Here is an 18,077-nt window from a genome sequence, read left to right on the forward strand (position 1 = left end):
CACGCAGTCCACCGAGCTCGGCACCGTGTACACCCCCGACGAGGTGCGTGCGATCGCCGACCACGCGCACGGGCTGGGCATGCGCGTGCACATGGACGGCGCGCGCATCGCCAACGCGGCCGCCTCCCTCGGCGTGCCGCTGCGCGCCTTCACACGCGATGCGGGCGTCGACGTGCTCAGCTTCGGCGGCACCAAGAACGGGGCGATGCTCGCCGAGGCGATCGTCGTGCTCGATGCGGCGGCATCCGAGGGACTGCGCTATCTGCGCAAGCTCGACATGCAGCTGTCCTCGAAGATGCGCTTCGTCTCGGCCCAGCTGCTCGCGCTCATCGAGGGCGACCTGTGGCTGCGCAACGCGTCGCACGCCAACGCGATGGCGGCGCGACTGCGCCAGGCCGTCGAGGCGGGCATCGCCGACGGCAGGATCCGGGGCGCGGCGTTCACGCAGCCGACGCAGGCCAATGCGCTGTTCGCGACGCTCCCGGCCGGCGTCGCCGACCGGCTCCGCGAGAAATTCCGCTTCTACGACTGGGATGCCTCGCGCGGCGAGGTGCGCTGGGTCTGCTCGTTCGACACCACCGCCGACGACGTCGACGCCTTCGCGGCGGAGCTCGCCCGCCTGACCTGATCGTCTCAGCCGGACCGGGGCCGCCCGGTCAGCACGCTCGCGAGCGTGGGCCGCCAATGCCGCGCGACGTATTCGACGGCCTCGTCGACCCCGAGCGATCTCGTCGAGTTACCCACCCGCACCCACAGATCGGTCGAGCCGCCGTCCTTGGACTGGGCGAGGAAGACCGGCTTCGGTGAGGGCGGGCAGTTCAGAGCGCACACCGTCGACCCGCCCGGCGCCGCCGCGAACTGGATGTGCGGCAGCGCCGCGGCATTACGACCCAGCAGAGTCGACATCAGGTCGCGCAGCCACAACTCGAACCGGTCGTGGTCGGGTGTGCGCAGGGTCGCCAGATCGCGATCGAGCCCGATCGCCTCGCCCGCATCGTTCGCGCCGATCACGAGCACACCGCCGCGGGAGTTCAGGAACGCGGCGACGGTCTTCGCGATCGCGAGCTCCATGCGCGGATCCTTCTTCTGCTCCCGCACGTTCCAGCGCGCGGTCTCCTTGAACTCGACGGTGTCGGACTCTCCCGCAGCGAGCACGGCGGCAGCATCCACGTCGTCGTACCCGGGCCGCACCAGCGCCGCGACCGCCGCCGTCACGAAGGCAAGGCCGATGCTCGAGCCGACGGTGAGCAGGATGGTCGTCGGCATCCAGAGGCGCTGACCGTAGAACAGAAGGCCCGACAGGAGCAGGCCCAGGCTGATCCCGAGCAGCGAGACGATCGTCATGGTCGTCAGGCTCAGCCGCAGGCGCTGACCGAACAGGCGGCGCATCGCCCAGGCCACGACGTAGGCGATGCCGAGGACGATCGGCAGCGCGACGGCGAAGTCGACCAGGAGAGGGCTCTGCGGCATCCGACCCGCGCCCCTCAGCGCAGCGCACCGACGCTCGCCAGCGCCAGCCGCACGAGGGTGCCGCGGCCGCCCTCCATCTCGGAGGCGAGCGAGTCGGAACAGGCCTCGGCCGGTGTCATCCAGGTCACCTCGAGGGCATCCTGACGCGGCTCGCACGTGCCCGTGACGGGCACGACGAAGGCGAGCGAGACCGCGTGCTGCCGGTCGTCGTGAAAGGCGCTGAGTCCCGGCATCGGGAAGTACTCGGCGACGGTGAAGGGCGTCGGCTGCGGGGGCAGCAGGGGGAACGCCATCGGGCCGAGATCGTTCTCGAGGTGGCGGAACAGCGCGTCGCGCACCGTCTCGCCGTACCGCACGCGCCCGCTGACGATCGTGCGGGTGATCTCGCCGACGGGGGTCGCCCGCAGCAGGATGCCGACCTCGGTCACGGCTCCGACGCCGTCGGTGCGCACGGGCACCGCCTCGACGTACAGCATCGGCATGCGGCGACGGGCCTCGGCGAGCTCGATGTCGCTCAGCCACCCCGGATTGGCGGATGTGCCCTGCGAGGGCGTGTCGAACGAGGTCATGCCGCCGAGCGGATCGCGGGGGGTCCCGTCGTCGTCGCGCTCGTCGGGATCGGGGTCAGGTGTGCGCACCGGCATGCCTCCTGTATACCCCAGCCGTCGGCGTGGGTCGCCCCGGGCGGTGGGCGCGGCGCGGGGTCGGCTCCCCTGTCGCGAACTGCGGGTGCGCCGCCCCGGCACCCGCACATCGCGACAGGCGAGCACCACCGCGACGCCCAGCATCCATGTCCCGCGACCCCGGCACCCGGCTCCCCTGTCGCGAACTGCGGGTGCGCCGCCCCGGCACCCGCACATCGCGACAGGCGAGCACCGGCACGGTCGGGCGGGTGTCGGCGGTGTTTGCCATGATGGGGCGCATGGTGGATGCTGCGCTCACGCCCGCGCTCGATCCGAGCCTCGCTCTGTGGTCGGGCGATCCCGACGGACGCCCCCTGCTGGTGCTGCTGCACGGGTACGGGGCCGACGAGCGCGACCTCTTCGCTCTGGTTCCCCATCTGCCGCCCGATTTCGCCGTCGCCGCGGTCCGCGCTCCGCTCACGCCACCCTTTCCGGCGCCCGGATTCTCCTGGTACGCGATCGAGGGGCTCGGTGGACGCGACCCCGAGGGCGTGACGCGGGGCGCGGAAAGACTGATCGAATGGGTCGACGCGCACGCCGCGGGTGCGGCATCCATCGGTCTTCTCGGCTTCTCGCAGGGCGGGGCGATCGCCCTGCAGGCCCTACGGCTGCGGCCTGATCGGTTCGCGTTCGCCGTCAACCTGAGCGGCTATGCCGCGCCGGGGCCGCTGCCGGGCGACGCCGCGCTGGCCGCTCGCCGGCCGCCGGTCTTCTGGGGGCGGGGGGCGCGCGACGAGGTGATCCCGCCGCCGCTGATCGCGCACACGACCGAGTGGCTGCCCTCCCACGCCGACCTGTCGGGTCGGGTCTACGCGGGGCTCACGCACAGCGTCTCGGAGCCGGAACTGGCGGATGTCCGGGAGTTCCTGCGAGCACGGCTGGATGCCGATACCTCGGGCTGATCCCACGCCAGGACACCCGGCCGTCTCCCAGATGCGCAACCCCCGACCCGATGTCGGAGGTCGGGGCCATGATGGATGCGATGGGCGACGTGCTCGAGCGTTTCGGCCCCGCGACACAGGAGTGGTTCCGCGGGGCTTTCGCCGCGCCCACCCCTGCGCAGATCGGCGCGTGGCAGGCCGTCTCGGCGGGGCGGCACGCCCTGGTGGTCGCCCCCACAGGGTCGGGCAAGACGCTCTCCGCCTTCCTCTGGGCCATCGACCGGGTCTTCCGCGAGAAGCCGATCGTCGCGCAAGACCCCGCGCCGCGCGGACGCCGACGCGCGGCGGCCCGCTCGCGCACCGGCATCCTCTACATCTCCCCGCTCAAGGCCCTCGGCGTCGACGTCGAGCGCAACCTGCGCTCGCCCCTCGTCGGCATCGGGCAGTCGGCGCGGCGGCTGGGCGTCGCCCTGCCCGACGTCACGGTCGGCGTGCGCTCGGGCGACACACCCTCGAACGAGCGCCGCCGTCTGGTACAGGAGCCGCCCGACATCCTGATCACGACGCCGGAATCGCTCTACCTCATGCTCACGAGCCAGGCGGGCGAGACCCTGCGGGAGGTGCACACCGTCATCGTCGACGAGGTGCACGCGGTTGCGGCCACCAAGCGCGGCGCTCACCTGGCGGTCAGTCTCGAGCGCCTCGACGCGATGCTCGAGCGCCCTGCGCAGCGCATCGGGCTCTCGGCCACCGTCCGGCCGATCGACGAGGTCGCGCGGTTCCTGGGCGGTTCCGCGCCCGTCGAGATCGTGGCGCCCAAGGCGAGCAAGGCGTTCGATCTGCGCGTGGTCGTTCCGATCGACGACATGCTCAATCCCCCGCCGCCGCCCGGGTCCCGCGCGGGCGCGGAGGCCGCTGACGGCGCCGCCACGGGGCCGGGCGCGACCGACCCCGACGGCGAGCCCGAGTGGTTCGCCGCCGACAGCCGGCTGCGCCCCGAGAGCACCGAGATGACGGGGTCGGTGTGGCCCCACGTCGAGGAGGCGATCGTCGACCGCATCCTCGAGAACCGCTCGACCATCGTCTTCTCCAATTCGCGGCGCCTCGCCGAGCGACTGACGGGGCGGCTGAATGAGATCTACGCCGAACGCCTCGGCCTCGATCCGCCCGACGCGGCGCAGCCGGCGCAGCCGGCGCAGCCGGCGGCGATCATGGCCCAGGCCGGTGCCGACGCGGGGGCCCCGCCCGTGCTGGCCCGCGCGCATCACGGCTCGGTGTCCAAAGAACAGCGCGCCCAGGTCGAAGAAGACCTCAAGGCCGGGCGCCTGCGCTGCGTGGTCGCCACCAGCAGCCTCGAGCTCGGCATCGACATGGGTGCGGTCGACCTGGTCATCCAGGTCGAGGCGCCCCCGTCCGCCGCGAGCGGCCTGCAACGCGTCGGGCGCGCCGGTCACCAGGTCGGCGAGGTCAGCCGGGCCTACCTCTTTCCGAAGCATCGTGCCGATGTGCTGCACACGGCGATCACGACCGAGCGGATGCTGTCGGGCAGCATCGAGGCGATCTCGATCCCGCAGAATCCGCTCGACATCCTCGCGCAGCAGACGGTGGCAGCATCCGCCCTGGGCGAGCTCGCCGTCGAGGAGTGGTACGAACAGGTCCGGCGCAGCGCGCCCTTCCGCACCCTGCCGCGATCGGCGTTCGAGGCGACGCTCGACCTGCTCGCAGGACGCTATCCGTCCGACGAGTTCGCCGAGCTGCGCCCGCGCATCGTCTGGGATCGCGATGCGGGCACGATCGCGGGGCGCCCCGGCGCGCAGCGGCTGGCGGTGACCAGCGGCGGCACGATCCCCGATCGAGGGCTTTTCGGTGTGTTCGTGGCCGGCGAGACCCGCAACGCCCGCGTGGGCGAACTCGATGAGGAGATGGTCTACGAGTCGCGGGTCAACGACGTCTTCACGCTGGGCACGACCAGCTGGCGCATCGTCGAGATCACCCACGACAGGGTCAACGTGCTGCCGGCCTACGGCCAGCCGGGCAAGCTGCCGTTCTGGCACGGCGACGGGCTCGGCCGGCCCGCCGAGCTGGGCGAGGCGTTGGGCAGGCTCTCGCGCGAGCTGTCGTCGGCGTCCGCCGAGAAGGCCCGGGGGCGACTTCGGGATGCCGGGCTCGACGAGCGCGCGATCGGCAACCTGCTGGCGTACCTCGCCGAGCAGAAGGAGGCGACGGGCAGCCTTCCGACCGACCGCACGTTGACCGTCGAGCGCTCCCGCGACGAGGTCGGCGACTGGCGGGTCATCCTGCATTCCCCGTACGGCATGAGCGTGCACGCGCCGTGGGCGCTCGCCGTGGGCGCCCGCATCCGCGAGCGACTCGGTGTCGAGGGATCGGCGGTCGCGAGCGACGACGGCGTGATCGCGCGCATTCCCGACACCACGGCCGAACCACCCGGTGCCGAGCTCTTCGTGTTCGACCCCGACGAGCTCGAGCAGATCGTCACCGACGAGGTCGGCGGCTCGGCGCTGTTCGCCTCGCGGTTCCGCGAGTGCGCGGCGCGCGCCCTGCTGATGCCCCGCGTCAACCCCAGCAAGCGCAGCCCGCTCTGGCAGCAGCGGCAGCGATCGGCGCAGCTGCTCGAGGTCGCCAAGCGCCACCCCACGTTCCCGATCATCCTCGAGACCCTGCGCGAGGTCCTCCAGGACGTCTACGATCTCCCCGCTCTTCTCGGTCTGCTGCGCAGCATCGGCGATCGCCGGATCCGGCTCGTCGAGACGACGACCACGCAGCCCTCGCCGTTCGCCCGCGACCTTCTCTTCGGATATGTCGGTGCGTTCATGTACGAGGGCGACTCGCCCCTCGCCGAGCGGCGGGCGGCGGCGCTGTCGGTCGACCCCGCGCTGCTGTCCGAGCTGCTGGGCCGGGTCGAGATGCGCGAGCTGCTCGACCCGGACGTGATCGCGCAGTTCGAGCGCGAGGCGCAGCGCCTCGATCCCGAACGCCGAGTGCGGGGCGTCGAGGGCGTCGCCGATCTGCTGCGGCTGCTCGGCCCGCTCGACGCCGACGAGGTCGCGCCACGGCTCGAGCCACCGGAGGCGTCCGCATCCGCAGCCGAGCTGCGGCTCGATGGCGACCGGCCGCGCTCCGACACCGGGGCGAGCATCGCCGAGGCGCAGCAGCTCCTGGACGCGCTCGTCGACGCCCGCCGCGCGATCGCGGTGCAGATCTCCGGCACCCTGCGCGCGGCCGCGATCGAGGACGCCGGCCGCCTTCGCGACGCTCTCGGCGTCGCCCTGCCCGTGGGCCTCCCGCTCGCCTTCCTCGAGCCGGTGGCCGACCCCCTCGCCGATCTGGTCGCACGTCACGCGCGCACACACGGCCCGTTCACGACCGATGCCGTCGCCCGGCGCCTCGGCATCGGCGTGGCCGTCGCGCGTCAGACGCTGCACCGGCTCGAGTCACAGGGGCGCGTGTCGAGCGGCTTCTTCCTGCCGGCCACCGCAGACAGCCGCGACGAGACCGAGTGGTGCGACACCGAGGTGCTGCGCCGCCTGCGCATGCGGTCGCTCGCCGCGATCCGGGGCAGTGTCGAACCGGTCGCGCCCGAGGCGTTCGCGCGCTTCGCTCCGGTGTGGCAGCACGTCACGAGGCCTCTCGAGGGCATCGACGGCGTCGCCGCGGCGATCGAGCAGCTCGCGGGCGTGCCGATTCCCGCCAGCGCCTGGGAATCGCTCATCCTTCCGGCCCGCGTGGGCGACTACACCCCGGCGATGCTCGACGAGCTGACCGCCACCGGTGAGGTCGTGTGGTCGGGCAACGGGTCGCTGCCCGGGCGCGACGGCTGGATCTCCCTGCATCCCGCCGACGCCGCGCCCTACACTCTCGTGCCCTCCGACGTCGACTTCGCGCCCGATTCGCTCGAACAGCGCCTGATCGACGAGCTGTCCTCGGGCGGCGCGTGGTTCGCGGGGCAGCTGCGTCAGTCCGTGGATGCCGCGAACGAGCAGTCCGTCATCGAGGCGCTCTTCACCCTGATGTGGGCGGGCCGGGTCACCAACGACACCTTCGCACCCGTGCGCACCCTCCTCGGCGGAGGGTCGCAGGCCCATCGCACCGCCAGGCGCACCCCGCGCTCGCGGATGTTCCGCGGGACGCCGCTGTCGCGCCCGAGCGCAGCACCGCCCCGTGCGTCCGCGACCGGCGGACGCTGGTCTCTGCTGCCGAGCCCCGAACCCGATGCGGCCGCGCGGGCCACGGCCACGGCATCCCTGCTGCTCGACCGCTACGGCGTCGTCACGCGCGGTTCGGTGCAGGCGGAGGGGGTGCCCGGCGGGTTCGCTCAGGTCTATCGCATCCTTGCGGGCTTCGAGCAGGCGGGCCATTGCCGGCGCGGCTACCTGATCGAGAGGCTCGGGGCGGCGCAGTTCGCGACATCGCCGACCATCGACCGTCTCCGCGAGTTCGCAGCCCTGCCCGACCCCGCCCCGCTCCGCGCCCTGACCCTCGCCGCGACCGACCCCGCCAACCCATACGGCGCGGCGCTGCCGTGGCCGGCGATCGAGGGCGTGACCCATCGTCCCGGCCGCAAGGCGGGCGGTCTCGTCTCGATCGTCGACGGGGCCCTCGCCCTCTACCTGGAGCGCGGGGGCAAGTCGGCCCTCGCCTTCACCGACGACGAGGGCGTGCTGCAGGCGGCGACCCGCAGTCTCGCCACCCTCGCCCGCACCCGCCGCCTCGACACGCTCACGATCGAACAGGTCAACGGCGCCTTCGTGTACGGGACGGACGTGGGCCGCGCGTTGCGCGAGGCCGGGTTCGTCGAGTCTCCGCGCGGCCTCACGCTGCGCCGCGTGACCGCGGGCGACGCCGCACGCGAGGCCACTCGTGCCTGAGGGCGACACCGTCTGGCGCACCGCGCACCATCTGCATGCCGCGCTCGCGGGCGCTGTCGTGACCCGCTTCGACGTCCGCGTACCCGGCAGCGCGACGGCCGATGTCACCGGTCAGACCGTGCGCGAGGTCGTGCCCCGCGGCAAGCACATCCTGCACCGCTTCGACGAGCTCACGCTGCACTCGCATCTGAAGATGGAGGGAGAGTGGCACGTCTATCGGGCCGGCGCGCGGTGGCGGGCTCCCGGGTTCAAGGCTCGCGCGATCGTCGGGACGGCGGATCACGACACGGTCGGCTTCGACCTGGCCATGGTGGAGGTGCTCCCCACCCGAGACGAGCACCGCGTCATCGGCCACCTCGGACCCGATCCCCTCGCCGACGATTGGGACCCGACCGAAGCCGCGCGGCGGCTCACCGCCGACACCCGCGCCGCGCACGTCGCGCTGCTCGATCAGCGCAACGTCGCCGGGTTCGGCAACGAGTACGCCAACGAGCTGCTCTTCGTGCGCGGCATCCATCCCGAGACGCCCACGGCCGAGGTCGACACCCGCGCGCTCGTCGAACTCGGGGCCCGCATGATCCGCCAGAACCTCCCCGGGCCCGGTCGCACCTTCACGGGCGACTCCCGCCCGGGCCGGTCCACCTGGGTGTACGGCCGCGAGCGCAGACCCTGCCGACGGTGCGGCACGGGGATCCGCGCGATGTCGCTCGGCGCGTCCGAGACGAGTCGGCGCAACGTCTTCTGGTGCCCGCACTGCCAGCCGCCCACCTGACGATGTACCCTTACATCATGAAGCGCACGCAGATCTCCCTCGAGGAGGACGATCGCGAGCTCCTCGACGACGCGGCCGCGCGCACCGGCAAATCGATGTCCGCTCTTGTGCGCGATGCGGTGCGCATGGCTTACGCGCACGACGACACCGACGCCGATCTGAACCGCATCGATCGAGCGTTCGGCGCGTGGTCCGACGACGATCGCCCACATCGCGACGGCGAGGCGAGCGTCGAGTCGCTGCGCACGGGTGGGCGCTGGGCCCACCTCGACTCGTGAGCGTGCTCGTCGACACATCCGTGCTCATCGATGTGCTTCGAGGTGACGACAGGGCTCGACGGCTTCTCGTGCACCATCGCACCCTCGGCCCTCTGAATGCGAGTGAGGTGAGCCGCGCCGAGGTGCTCGCGGGCATGCGGCCAGCCGAGGCCGCGACGACGCAGGACCTTCTCGATGCCCTGCACTGGCATGCCGTGGATCGAGAAATATCGACTCTCGCCGGCGAGCTTGCGCGGCAGTGGCTGCCGAGTCACCGAGGCATCGATGTCGCCGACTTCCTCATCGCCGCAACGGCGCATCGCATCGGCGCCGAGCTGCTGACGCTCAACATTCGACATTTCCCCATGTTCACGACGCTCGCGCGACCCTACTGACCGCCGTCCCCGCTCAGTGGCCGATGTAGCGCCCCGGCCGATGGTTCAGCGCCAGCACGAGGTTCAGCAGCACCGCGCCGGCCGCCGACATGATGACGCTCGGCCACGGCACGACGAAGACCGCCGACGCGATGATCAGCACGTCGAAGGCCATCTGCGTCCACCCGGCGCGCACGCCGAAGCGCTCCTGCACGACGAGCGCGATGATGTTGATGCCGCCGAGGCTCGCGCGATGGCGGAACAGGATCAGCAGACCGATCCCGGCCAGGAGGTTGCCCGCGAGCGTGCCGTAGATCGCGTTCATCCCGAGAATGGGGAACAGCCGGTCGTGCATCACCGAGAACGCCGAGACGAGGCCGATCGCCAGGGCGGTGCGCAGCGTGAAGTCCAGGCCCTTCTTCCACAGCGCCAGCGCCGCGAAGGGCAGGTTGATCGCCGCGAACACCAGCCAGAACGGCCACGGCGTGGCATAGCCCACGAGCAGCGCGAGCCCGGCCGTGCCACCGGTGACCGCGTCGCTCGCCTGCAGCAGGTGCAGCCCGAGCGAGGCCGTGAAAGTGCCCGCCAGCAGCCCGAGCACGTCTTCCGGGATGCTGTGGGCGGTGTCGTCCGCGGGAAACACCAGGGTCGCTGAGGTCTCGGCGGGCGGCTCACCCTCGGCATCCGGCATGCGTGTCACCGTCCCATCCTCGCAAAGCCGCCGATAGCGCACGCATAGCCGCGCCCTATCGTGCTCTTCGGCACGGCCCGTACAACAGCATCCATGAACGTCTCAGACCCGACCCTCGGCGCCCCACCGACGCTCCCGCCTCGCGCGCGCCGTTCCCCCCGCGCCCGCCGCCACCGCCGTCTGCGCCTCGGTCTCATCGCGACGGGCCTCGTCATCGTGCTGACCGCCGGCGGCGGCGCCGTGTGGGCGCTCGATCGATTCGTCGTGCCGCACGTCGAGATCGCCGACGTCGAGGCATACGAAGCCGAACAGGGGGCGGCCGCGACGACCGAGGACGACGCGCAGACGACGGCGGCGGGCGGCGGTGCGGTCGCGTCCGACACGGGATACAGCTCCGATGACGCCGACATCGAGATCTCGACCGTCGTCACCGGGACGGGCGATGAGACCGTCACGTACTACGTCGCCGAGGTGACACTCGGCGACGCGACGGTGCTGCGGAGCGCATTCGCGAACAACCAGTTCGGCGAGAACATCACCGATCTTGTCAGCTCGATCGCCGCCGAGCACGATGCGATCTTCGCGATCAACGGCGACTACTACGGGTTCCGCGACACGGGCATCGTGATCCGCAACGGCGTGGTCTATCGCGACGAGCCCGCCCGCGAGGGCATCGTCTTCTACACCGACGGCACGGCAGAGATCTACGACGAGACGACCACCTCGGCCGACGAGCTCGTCGCCGAGGGCGCCTGGAACACCCTGAGCTTCGGCCCCGCGATCGTCGAGGACGGTGCCGTCGTGGCCGGCATCGACGACGTCGAGATCGACACGAACGTCGGCAACCACTCGATCCAGGGCGACCAGCCGCGCACCGCCGTCGGCGTCGTCGACGACAATCACCTCGTCTTCGTCGTCGTCGACGGTCGCGATGACGGCTACAGCGCGGGCGTCGACCTGACCGAGCTCGCGCAGATCATGCTCGAGCTCGGCGCGACGACCGCCTACAACCTCGACGGCGGCGGCTCGAGCACCATGTACTTCGGCGGCGAGGTCATCAACCAGCCCTCGAACGGCGGCGAGCGAGCCACGAGCGACATCCTGTACATCGCGGCGGCGGGCTGACCCGTGCATGTCGTGCTGATCCCCTCCTACGAACCGGACACGCGCCTGATCGAACTCGTGCACGCCCTGCTCACCGACGATCCGGCGGCGGCCGTCGTCGTCGTGAACGACGGGTCGGGGCCGCGATTCGCGCCGATCTTCGATGAGGTCGCGCGCCGCGGGGCGCTCGTCCTGCACCACCCCCGCAATCTCGGCAAGGGCGCGGCACTGAAGTCCGGCATCCGCCACGTGCTCGTCGCCCACCCGGGCGCCGGCGTCGTCACCGCCGACGGGGACGGACAGCACAGACCGGCCGACGTCGCCCGCGTGGCCGCCGTCCTCGAGAGCGCGACGTCTTCTCTCGTGCTCGGGATCCGAGCGTTCTCGGGCCGGGTGCCCGCGCGCAGCCGCATCGGCAACACGATCAGCCGCGCCCTGTTCCGCGCCGTGTCGGGACAGTCGATCGGCGACACCCAGACGGGTCTGCGCGGCCTGCCGCCCGCGTCGCTGCCGTGGTTGCTCACCGTGACGGGCGAGCGGTTCGAGTACGAATTCCGGATGCTGCTGCATGCGCGCTCCGCGGGCTTCTCGCTGGTGGAGCACCCCATCGCCACCGTGTACACCGAGGGAAACGCGTCCTCGCACTTCCGGCCCGTCGCGGATTCCGTGCGGGTGTACGTTCCGCTGCTGCGCTTCGCAGCGTCGGCGATGGTGGCCTTCGCGGTCGACACCGTCGCCCTGCTCGTGCTGCAGGCCCTCACCGGGACCCTGCTGTTGTCGGTCGTCGGTGCACGGCTGGTCAGCGCGAGCGTCAACTTCGCGGCGAACCGGCACGCGGTCTTCGCCCGAGGACGCGACGTCGCGCTGCGCACGGCCATGGCCCGATACGCGTCGCTCGCGGTGCTGCTGCTCGCGGCGAACTTCGGGATGCTGACCGCGCTGACCGACGCGGGGGTGCCGCTTCTCGCGGCGAAGGCGCTCACAGACGCCTCGCTCTTCGTCGTCAGCTTCCAGGCGCAGCGCGCAGTGGTGTTCCGGCCGGAATATTCTCGTGCGCCGGGCAATCCATCCGGCCGAGCACAACGAATCCCTCTCGAGCAAGCCCTGCGGGAATGATCCGGCGGCGTGAAAGGTTATTCCTGTACTCGGCTGACACCCAGAGCCGCAGGAGGAGACAGTGGGCAAGAACTACAAGCGACAGCGGAGAGGTGCTGCGCTACCGCAAGCACGTCAATGGACGAGGCCTCATCGCGCACGGCGCGAAGGTGCACGCGAGCGCGTTCGTCGAATCCGGCGCCTACGTCGAACCGGGCGCGCAGGTCGCGGCGGGTGCGCGCATCATGCGCGGCGCATGGATCGAGCGTGACGCGATGATCGGACCCGACGCCGTCATCGACGCGCACGCGCACATCGGCTCGCACGCCCTGATCGGCGCGGGCGCGCGCATCGGCGTGCGCACCACGGTCGGGCCGCGTGCCCGGGTCGCCGTCGGCGCCCTGATCGGAGACGACGAGGCGATCGTCGAGGGCGGCGCGGTGGCAACCGACCGCCGAGGATTCCACCTCGTGGCGTGACCCCCGACGCCGCGGGGTGGTGCCTGGCCCCGTGCCTCGTCGGCACGCGTCGTGCACCCGGATAACCTGTCGGAATGGCCAAGGGCAAGGGAGGCGCTCGCGCCGCGCGCGGATCATCCCCCCGCGGGCGACGCGCGACGCCCGGCGCGCCCGCCAGAACGCGGGCATCGGCCCGCGCCTCGTCACCGAGCACCCCGGCGGGCGAAACTCACGCGCAGCACCCGGCCGACGGCATCCCCCGCCTTTTCCGGCTCGGCGCCATCCCAGGGGCGACACCGGGCACGTGGATCGACCGGTGGCGTGAACGGATGCCGGGGGTCGATCTCGTCCTGACCCCGCTCAGCGTCGCGGCCCAGCGCCCGGCGCTCCTGGACGGCGAGGTGGACGCGGCCCTCGTGCGGCTGCCGATCGACCGCGAGGCGCTGCACGTCATCGTCCTCTACGAGGAGACGCCGGTCGTCGTCTTCGCCGCCGACTCGCATCTTGCGGCGGCTGACGAGCTCGAGGCCGCGGACCTGGACGGCGAGGTGCGCATCGTGCCGCAGGACGACGTGCTGCCCGCTCTCGTGCTGCCATCGACCGTGGCCCCGTCGTTCGCGGCGCCCGTCGACACCGGCGAGGCGATCGCCACCGTCGCCGCGGGTGTGGGCATCGTGGTGGTGCCGATGTCGCTCGCGCGCCTGCATCATCGCCGTGACGTCGCGCACCGACCGCTCGCGGGCGCGGAGCCCTCGCCCGTGGCGCTCGCCTGGCCGGCCGAGCGCACGACGCCCGACGTCGAGGCTTTCGTCGGCATCGTCCGGGGCCGATCGGCACGCTCCTCCCGCGGCTGAGAGCTCGCGGGCCGTTGGGGCGTCGAATCTCCGTTGGGGCGCGCTGCAGCGCGCCCCAACGTGATTTCGACGCCCCAACGGCGAGCGGGGGATGTCGCCGACCTGGGTCTCTGCGACATCCCCCGGGACCCGTCCGCCGCGAGAACGCCCCCGTACCGCGGCGGCCCGCCCCCAGCGGCGATCCCCCCGGACCGCCGTGCGTGATCCAGGTCCACTCGTCAGGAGCAGCCGCGGGACGCGCTGATACATCGCATCAGAATCCCGCGCCGTGGCAGAGGAAGGGCGCGACATGGCCCGTCTTCGCGGTCGCGTCGGCGAGCGCGACCGCGGGTGCGAGGCCCGCGGCAAGGCCCTCGTGCACGCCGGCCAGCAGTTCGCAGGCGATGTCATCGGCCACGACGACGGGGGCGGCGACGACGCAGGCGCTGCCGGCATGCAGCCAGGCGCGGGTCATCCCGATCGCCTCCTCGCCCCACCGCACCGACGAGCGACCGCCCTCGCACGCCGAGAGCACGACGACATCGGGCACGCGCGGTATGCGGTCGATGTCGTAGCCGAACAGGGCTCCGTCCGCGAGCTCGAGTCCCGAGAAGAGCGGGTTGTCGACCGCGTGTCTGCCGTGGGCTGCCAGGTGCAGCACCTCGACCACGCCCGCGAGGCCCGCCACGCGATCGACGGTGGCGTCGTCCCCCGTCGCCACCGTCGCGCCCGCCCAGGCGGATGCTGCCACCCGCGCCTCCTCGTCGCCCCGGGCCACACGGGGGCCGACGACAAAAGCGGCGCGTCTCGGTGCGGGCCGGGTGTCGGCCTCCGCCCGCAGCGCCGCCCACCGCGAGATGGAGGGGGCAAGGGTGAGAACGCGCCCGCGCATCGCGGGAAGCATCGTCCACGGCACGCCGGTGAGGACGCCCGGCACGGTGATCACCACCCGCGCGGGGTCCGGCTGCGCGAGCACGGGATCGACCAGCAGAGCCGACAGCCGGGCGAGGCGATCCTGCAGAGCGCGCCCCACGACGCCGGCGAGCGGGCCGGCCTGCACCGATGCCGACATGTCGAGGTCTGCGCGCAGTCCCGTCAGGGCGGGCCGCACGCGCGTCCAGTCCAGCTCGACGATCCGGGTGCGCTCGCGGTCGACCGTGAGGGCGACCAGTCGCACCCCGTCGAAGACGTACGACAGCAGGCTCTCGCCGTCGGCGAGCATGGCGCGGGCGCGGGGCAGGCCGATCCGCGCCTGAACGCCGGCGGCGCCCACCGACTCCCACTGGCGCTCACGGGCGCGATCGCGCAGCGCGGCGGCGCGGGGGTCCTCCAGCCAATCGCCGGCGGGGTTCTCGGCCCGGAGCTGACGCAGCTGCGCGAGCTCGGCGGCCAGGCGCGGGTCGGGCGGGGGCCGCAGCGGCACCACCTGCTGACTCATGTGCCGCGCGCGTTCCGACCAGGCGAACACGACGTCGGGGCGCCCTGACCGGAGCGCCGCGGCCAGCCCCGCCCCCAGCAGACCCGCGCCCTGCATCGCGATGGACGTCTGCAGGTCGAGGCTGCCGAACGCCCGGCGCGAGGCCTCGAGCACCGCGAGCCCACGCGCCGCGACACGACGGGCCGCAGCATCCCGTCCCGCCTGCGCGGAACGCGCGGCCGCCACCTCGTGCGCGAGCAGCCGCACCTCGAGCGGCGCGGATGCGTGCACGCGAGGCGGGCGCGGGAGCGCAGATCCGCGGCGGGCGACGCTGAGCGCCTGCGCGAGCCGGAGCGCCGCGGCATCGGCCCGCAGACCATGCCGGTCGAGCATCGCCGCCGTCGCCTCGACCTCCGCCGCCGCGGGCGGCCGACCCGCGGCGGGCACCGGAGCACCCGTCCGGTCGATCCCGGCGCCGGCCAGCAGCGCCCGCAGCCGCACGGCGTCGGCGCGCGCGGTCCAGCTCTCGCTGCCGAGGGCCGCGAATCGGCGGGCGGCGGCACGGGCCACCCGGGCCGCACGCCCGGGCGAATGGGTAAGGATCGAGCGGGCGAGGCTCACCTCGGCCTCGGCGCGGGCCTGGCGCATCCGGTGGGCACCGAAAACCCCCGCGACCCGCTCGAGGATACTCTCGGCCTCGGTCGTGAGCCCCGCGTCCCGCAGCACCTCGGCGCGATCGAGGTCGCCGATCGCGGAGTTGACCGGGGACTGCTCGAACGCGCGTCGCGCGCGGGCCATCCGCGCGAGCGCCTGCACGAGGTCGCCCTCCAGCAGAGCGACGTATCCCCGGTTGTGCTCGGCCATCGCGGCGTCGACGGCACGGTCGGTGCGGGCGTAGTCGCCGGCGGCGCGCTCCAGGTCGGCGCGGGCCGCGACGAGCCGCCGCTCCTGCATGTGGGCGACGCTGCGGTTCATCAGCATCGAGGCGCGATGCTCGGGATCGTCGCCGATGTCGTGGATCGCGCGGTCGAGCCAGGTGATCGCCTCGTCGACGGCTCCGTGATGCAGGGCGAGCACGCCGAGCTGGCCGCGCACGATGGCGGCGGTGTGCGCGGAGACCCGCGCGTCATCGAGCGCGTCGAGGCAGAGTCGTCGCGCAGCATCGGGGTCACCGGTGCGGTCCACGACGTAGGCCAGCGTGCCCGCGATCCGGGCGCGGAGGTCGGCATCGTCGCAACGCGCGGCGGCCGCGGCGAGCGCGCGACGGGCCGCGCCGTTGCGGCCCTCATTGGTGTGGTCGAGGCCGCGACGGTAGAGCTCGTCCGCGGTGAGCGTCACCGCCTCAGCATGGCGCACATCGTGCGCCCGCCGCGACCCTCCGGCCCGCCGCTCATCCCTCCGGTCGCAGGCCCGGCGCGACGCGCTTCTCGAACTCGGCGAGCACCTCGGCGGATGCTGCGCGCAGGGCCTTCACGCGCGCGCCGGTCTCGGCCAGCCCTCCCTCCCGCAGAGCGTGCGTGAGACGGGCGGCGAGCCTGCCCGCGACGAGCGGCGCGGCGAAGGACGTGCCGCTCCACAGGGCGAACCCGCCCCGGAAGTCATCGGGGTCGATGGTCTCCCGGCGTCTGCCGTGGCGATCGTCGCGAGTGCCCGCCTGCGTGCCGCCGAGGAAGGCCGGGGTGGTGCTGAGCACGCCCGCACCGAGCGCGTACGCGTGCACCCAGGGACCGATGTTGGAGAACAGCGCGACGCTGGCGCCATTGGGGTTGAGCGCGCCGATCGCGAGGTGCGGGGCGAGGGCGTCGTCGGCACCCAGACGTTCGTCCTCCGCGCCCGGATACGGCCACAGCGCGGCCGGGAACGCGGGCCGGTCGGTCGAGTCGTTTCCGGCCGAGCAGACGACCGCGACGCCGCGGGCGCGCAGGTCGGCGAGCACGCCGAACAGGTCGATGCTGTACTGCCCGTCCTGCGGCGTCTCGTGGTAATAGCCGAGGGAGAGGTTCAGGACGTCGATCTCGAACCCGCTCTCCACCGCCGCGAGCAGACCTTCCAGCGCATCGATCAGCACCTGCTCGTCGACCGTGCCGAGTCCGTCGGCCACCCGGATCGCGAGGATGTCGGCATCCGGGCACGCCTGGTGCACGATGCCCGCGATGAACGTGCCGTGTCCGGCGACCGGATCCAGGGTGCCATCGAGCACGCCGAACAGGCTGGGGTAGTTCTCGGGGTCGGAGAGCGTGTCGTCCTCGCCGACGGTCGCACCGCCCACCGTCAGCCCGCACGAGACCACGTCGTCCAACCAGTCGTGCACCCCGCATCCCGTGTCCAGCACGGCGACGCGCGGGCGGCGACCCGGTGCGGGCGGGTCATCCGTGCGCCGCGGCGGGCGGGCGCCGACGAAGGCCACCGGCTGGCGGCCGCCGCTGCCCACGAGGGCGTAGCTGTCGGGGCCCGCGGGATTGGAGCGGGTGAACGGATTGGAGCGGGTGAACGGATTCGAACTCGTGAACGGATTGGAGCGGGTGAACGGGTTCGAGCTCGTGAACGGGTTGGCTCCGATCGCGTCGAGGGTCAGGACGTGATCGAGCCCGACCGAGGGCAGGATGCTGCGCGCCAATCGGCGCGCGCGCTGGAGCACACGCCAGGCGTCGGGAAGCGGGCGTGGTTCGAGTGACGGCGACGGCCCGTCACCGGGTGCGGGAGGTTCGGGCGCCGTCTCGGACTCGGGCGCGTTCTGCAGGGCGAAGCGCGTCACCCGCGACTGTCGCCGGCCCTGCGTCTCCAGGCGCACGGCGCTCGGCGCGAGCGGCGGAGCGAACCGGGCGGCCTCGGGCGCCTTCTCGTCGTCGGCGACGGGCGAGGCGACCCAGCCGTACTGCCGCGCCGCCTCCACCACGAAGCGGGCCTCGGTGTCGAGGCCCTGCGCGGTGGAGATCAGCAGCTGGTCGCGGACGTACGCCGTCGGGGCGGGGTCGACCCCCTCGATCACATCGGCACCCACGTCGACGGGGTCGAGGATCGCGGGCACGCGCGCGAGGGCTCGCGCCCTGTCCCGCCAGCTCCAGCCCTGCGGCTCACGCGACGCGCGGATCTCATCGGCCATGTTCATCCCCTCCCGGCGGGCGCGCCCTGCGCCGGCCCCTGATCTTGTCCCGG

The 18,077-nt window shown here is 72.7% G+C and carries 15 protein-coding genes; 10 read left to right on the plus strand and 5 right to left on the minus strand.

The window, feature by feature from the left end; translation table 11 throughout:
- On the plus strand, positions 1-628 hold a 628-nt coding region (locus DI573_RS09280; RefSeq protein WP_292813193.1), incomplete at its 5' end, for a beta-eliminating lyase-related protein.
- A gap of 5 nt (positions 629-633) precedes the next feature.
- On the opposite strand, the gene DI573_RS09285 is transcribed toward DI573_RS09280, so the two are convergent.
- Both DI573_RS09285 and DI573_RS09290 read right to left on the minus strand, forming a co-directional pair.
- Positions 634-1,470, minus strand: coding sequence for an ATP-binding protein (locus DI573_RS09285; protein ID WP_292813196.1), 837 nt, complete (start codon positions 1,468-1,470; stop codon positions 634-636).
- A 14-nt stretch (positions 1,471-1,484) separates the two neighbouring features.
- The gene (locus tag DI573_RS09290) at positions 1,485-2,114 is read right to left on the minus strand and encodes an NUDIX hydrolase family protein (protein WP_292813198.1); all 630 of its coding nucleotides are present in this window, start codon (positions 2,112-2,114) and stop codon (positions 1,485-1,487) included.
- A 278-nt stretch (positions 2,115-2,392) separates the two neighbouring features.
- Here DI573_RS09290 and DI573_RS09295 point away from each other — a divergent pair, with 278 nt between their 5' ends.
- The 5 genes from DI573_RS09295 to DI573_RS09315 all read left to right on the plus strand — a co-directional run bounded on the left by DI573_RS09295 (position 2,393) and on the right by DI573_RS09315 (position 9,344).
- A complete protein-coding gene (locus DI573_RS09295) occupies positions 2,393-3,055 on the plus strand; it encodes an alpha/beta fold hydrolase (protein ID WP_292813238.1) in 663 nt (220 codons plus the stop codon).
- Positions 3,056-3,135: 80 nt separating this feature from the next.
- Complete coding sequence (locus DI573_RS09300; protein ID WP_292813240.1) at positions 3,136-7,920, plus strand: DEAD/DEAH box helicase; 4,785 nt, start codon at positions 3,136-3,138, stop codon at positions 7,918-7,920.
- Complete coding sequence (locus DI573_RS09305) at positions 7,913-8,692, plus strand: DNA-formamidopyrimidine glycosylase family protein (protein ID WP_292813201.1); 780 nt, start codon at positions 7,913-7,915, stop codon at positions 8,690-8,692. Before DI573_RS09300 ends, DI573_RS09305 begins: the two co-directional genes overlap by 8 nt.
- Before the next feature lie 17 nt (positions 8,693-8,709).
- Entirely contained in the window at positions 8,710-8,970 is a 261-nt protein-coding gene (locus DI573_RS09310; protein ID WP_292813204.1) for a ribbon-helix-helix protein, CopG family, read from the plus strand.
- Between the two features lie 2 nt (positions 8,971-8,972).
- On the plus strand, positions 8,973-9,344 hold the full coding sequence (locus tag DI573_RS09315) for a type II toxin-antitoxin system VapC family toxin (protein ID WP_292813206.1): 372 nt from the start codon (positions 8,973-8,975) through the stop codon (positions 9,342-9,344).
- 13 nt (positions 9,345-9,357) lie between these two features.
- Here the strand turns inward: DI573_RS09315 and DI573_RS09320 are convergent, their stop codons facing one another.
- Positions 9,358-10,014, minus strand: coding sequence for a YitT family protein (locus DI573_RS09320; RefSeq protein ID WP_292813243.1), 657 nt, complete (start codon positions 10,012-10,014; stop codon positions 9,358-9,360).
- 93 nt (positions 10,015-10,107) lie between these two features.
- Between DI573_RS09320 and DI573_RS09325 the strand changes: the two genes are divergently transcribed.
- The 4 genes from DI573_RS09325 (at position 10,108) to DI573_RS09340 (ending at position 13,525) form a co-directional block, all read left to right on the plus strand.
- A complete protein-coding gene (locus tag DI573_RS09325) occupies positions 10,108-11,139 on the plus strand; it encodes a phosphodiester glycosidase family protein (protein WP_292813208.1) in 1,032 nt (343 codons plus the stop codon).
- Positions 11,140-11,151: 12 nt separating this feature from the next.
- On the plus strand, positions 11,152-12,234 hold the full coding sequence (locus DI573_RS09330; RefSeq protein ID WP_292813210.1) for a bifunctional glycosyltransferase family 2/GtrA family protein: 1,083 nt from the start codon (positions 11,152-11,154) through the stop codon (positions 12,232-12,234).
- 92 nt (positions 12,235-12,326) lie between these two features.
- Complete coding sequence (locus tag DI573_RS09335; RefSeq protein WP_292813213.1) at positions 12,327-12,692, plus strand: transferase; 366 nt, start codon at positions 12,327-12,329, stop codon at positions 12,690-12,692.
- Between the two features lie 233 nt (positions 12,693-12,925).
- On the plus strand, positions 12,926-13,525 hold the full coding sequence (locus DI573_RS09340; protein ID WP_292813245.1) for a LysR substrate-binding domain-containing protein: 600 nt from the start codon (positions 12,926-12,928) through the stop codon (positions 13,523-13,525).
- A 253-nt stretch (positions 13,526-13,778) separates the two neighbouring features.
- Here the strand turns inward: DI573_RS09340 and DI573_RS09345 are convergent, their stop codons facing one another.
- Together DI573_RS09345 and DI573_RS09350 are read right to left on the minus strand one after the other, a co-directional pair.
- Complete coding sequence (locus tag DI573_RS09345; protein ID WP_292813216.1) at positions 13,779-16,259, minus strand: CHAT domain-containing protein; 2,481 nt, start codon at positions 16,257-16,259, stop codon at positions 13,779-13,781.
- 52 nt (positions 16,260-16,311) lie between these two features.
- Positions 16,312-18,024: a S8 family serine peptidase gene (locus DI573_RS09350; protein WP_292813218.1), complete on the minus strand. Its 1,713-nt coding sequence runs from the start codon at positions 18,022-18,024 to the stop codon at positions 16,312-16,314.
- Positions 18,025-18,077: the final 53 nt, after the last annotated feature.

Source organism: Microbacterium sp. (assembly GCF_003248605.1).
Lineage (GTDB): Bacteria > Actinomycetota > Actinomycetes > Actinomycetales > Microbacteriaceae > Microbacterium.

Excerpts from the sequence above, each read along its gene's own strand:
- DI573_RS09285 (WP_292813196.1), bottom strand. The coding sequence starts at position 1,470 with ATGCCGCAGAGCCCTCTCCTGGTCGACTTCGCCGTCGCGCTGCCGATC.
- DI573_RS09290 (WP_292813198.1), bottom strand. The coding sequence starts at position 2,114 with ATGCCGGTGCGCACACCTGACCCCGATCCCGACGAGCGCGACGACGAC.
- DI573_RS09295 (WP_292813238.1), top strand. The coding sequence starts at position 2,393 with ATGGTGGATGCTGCGCTCACGCCCGCGCTCGATCCGAGCCTCGCTCTG.
- DI573_RS09300 (WP_292813240.1), top strand. The coding sequence starts at position 3,136 with ATGGGCGACGTGCTCGAGCGTTTCGGCCCCGCGACACAGGAGTGGTTC.
- DI573_RS09310 (WP_292813204.1), top strand. The coding sequence starts at position 8,710 with ATGAAGCGCACGCAGATCTCCCTCGAGGAGGACGATCGCGAGCTCCTC.
- DI573_RS09320 (WP_292813243.1), bottom strand. The coding sequence starts at position 10,014 with ATGCCGGATGCCGAGGGTGAGCCGCCCGCCGAGACCTCAGCGACCCTG.
- DI573_RS09325 (WP_292813208.1), top strand. The coding sequence starts at position 10,108 with ATGAACGTCTCAGACCCGACCCTCGGCGCCCCACCGACGCTCCCGCCT.
- DI573_RS09350 (WP_292813218.1), bottom strand. The coding sequence starts at position 18,024 with ATGGCCGATGAGATCCGCGCGTCGCGTGAGCCGCAGGGCTGGAGCTGG.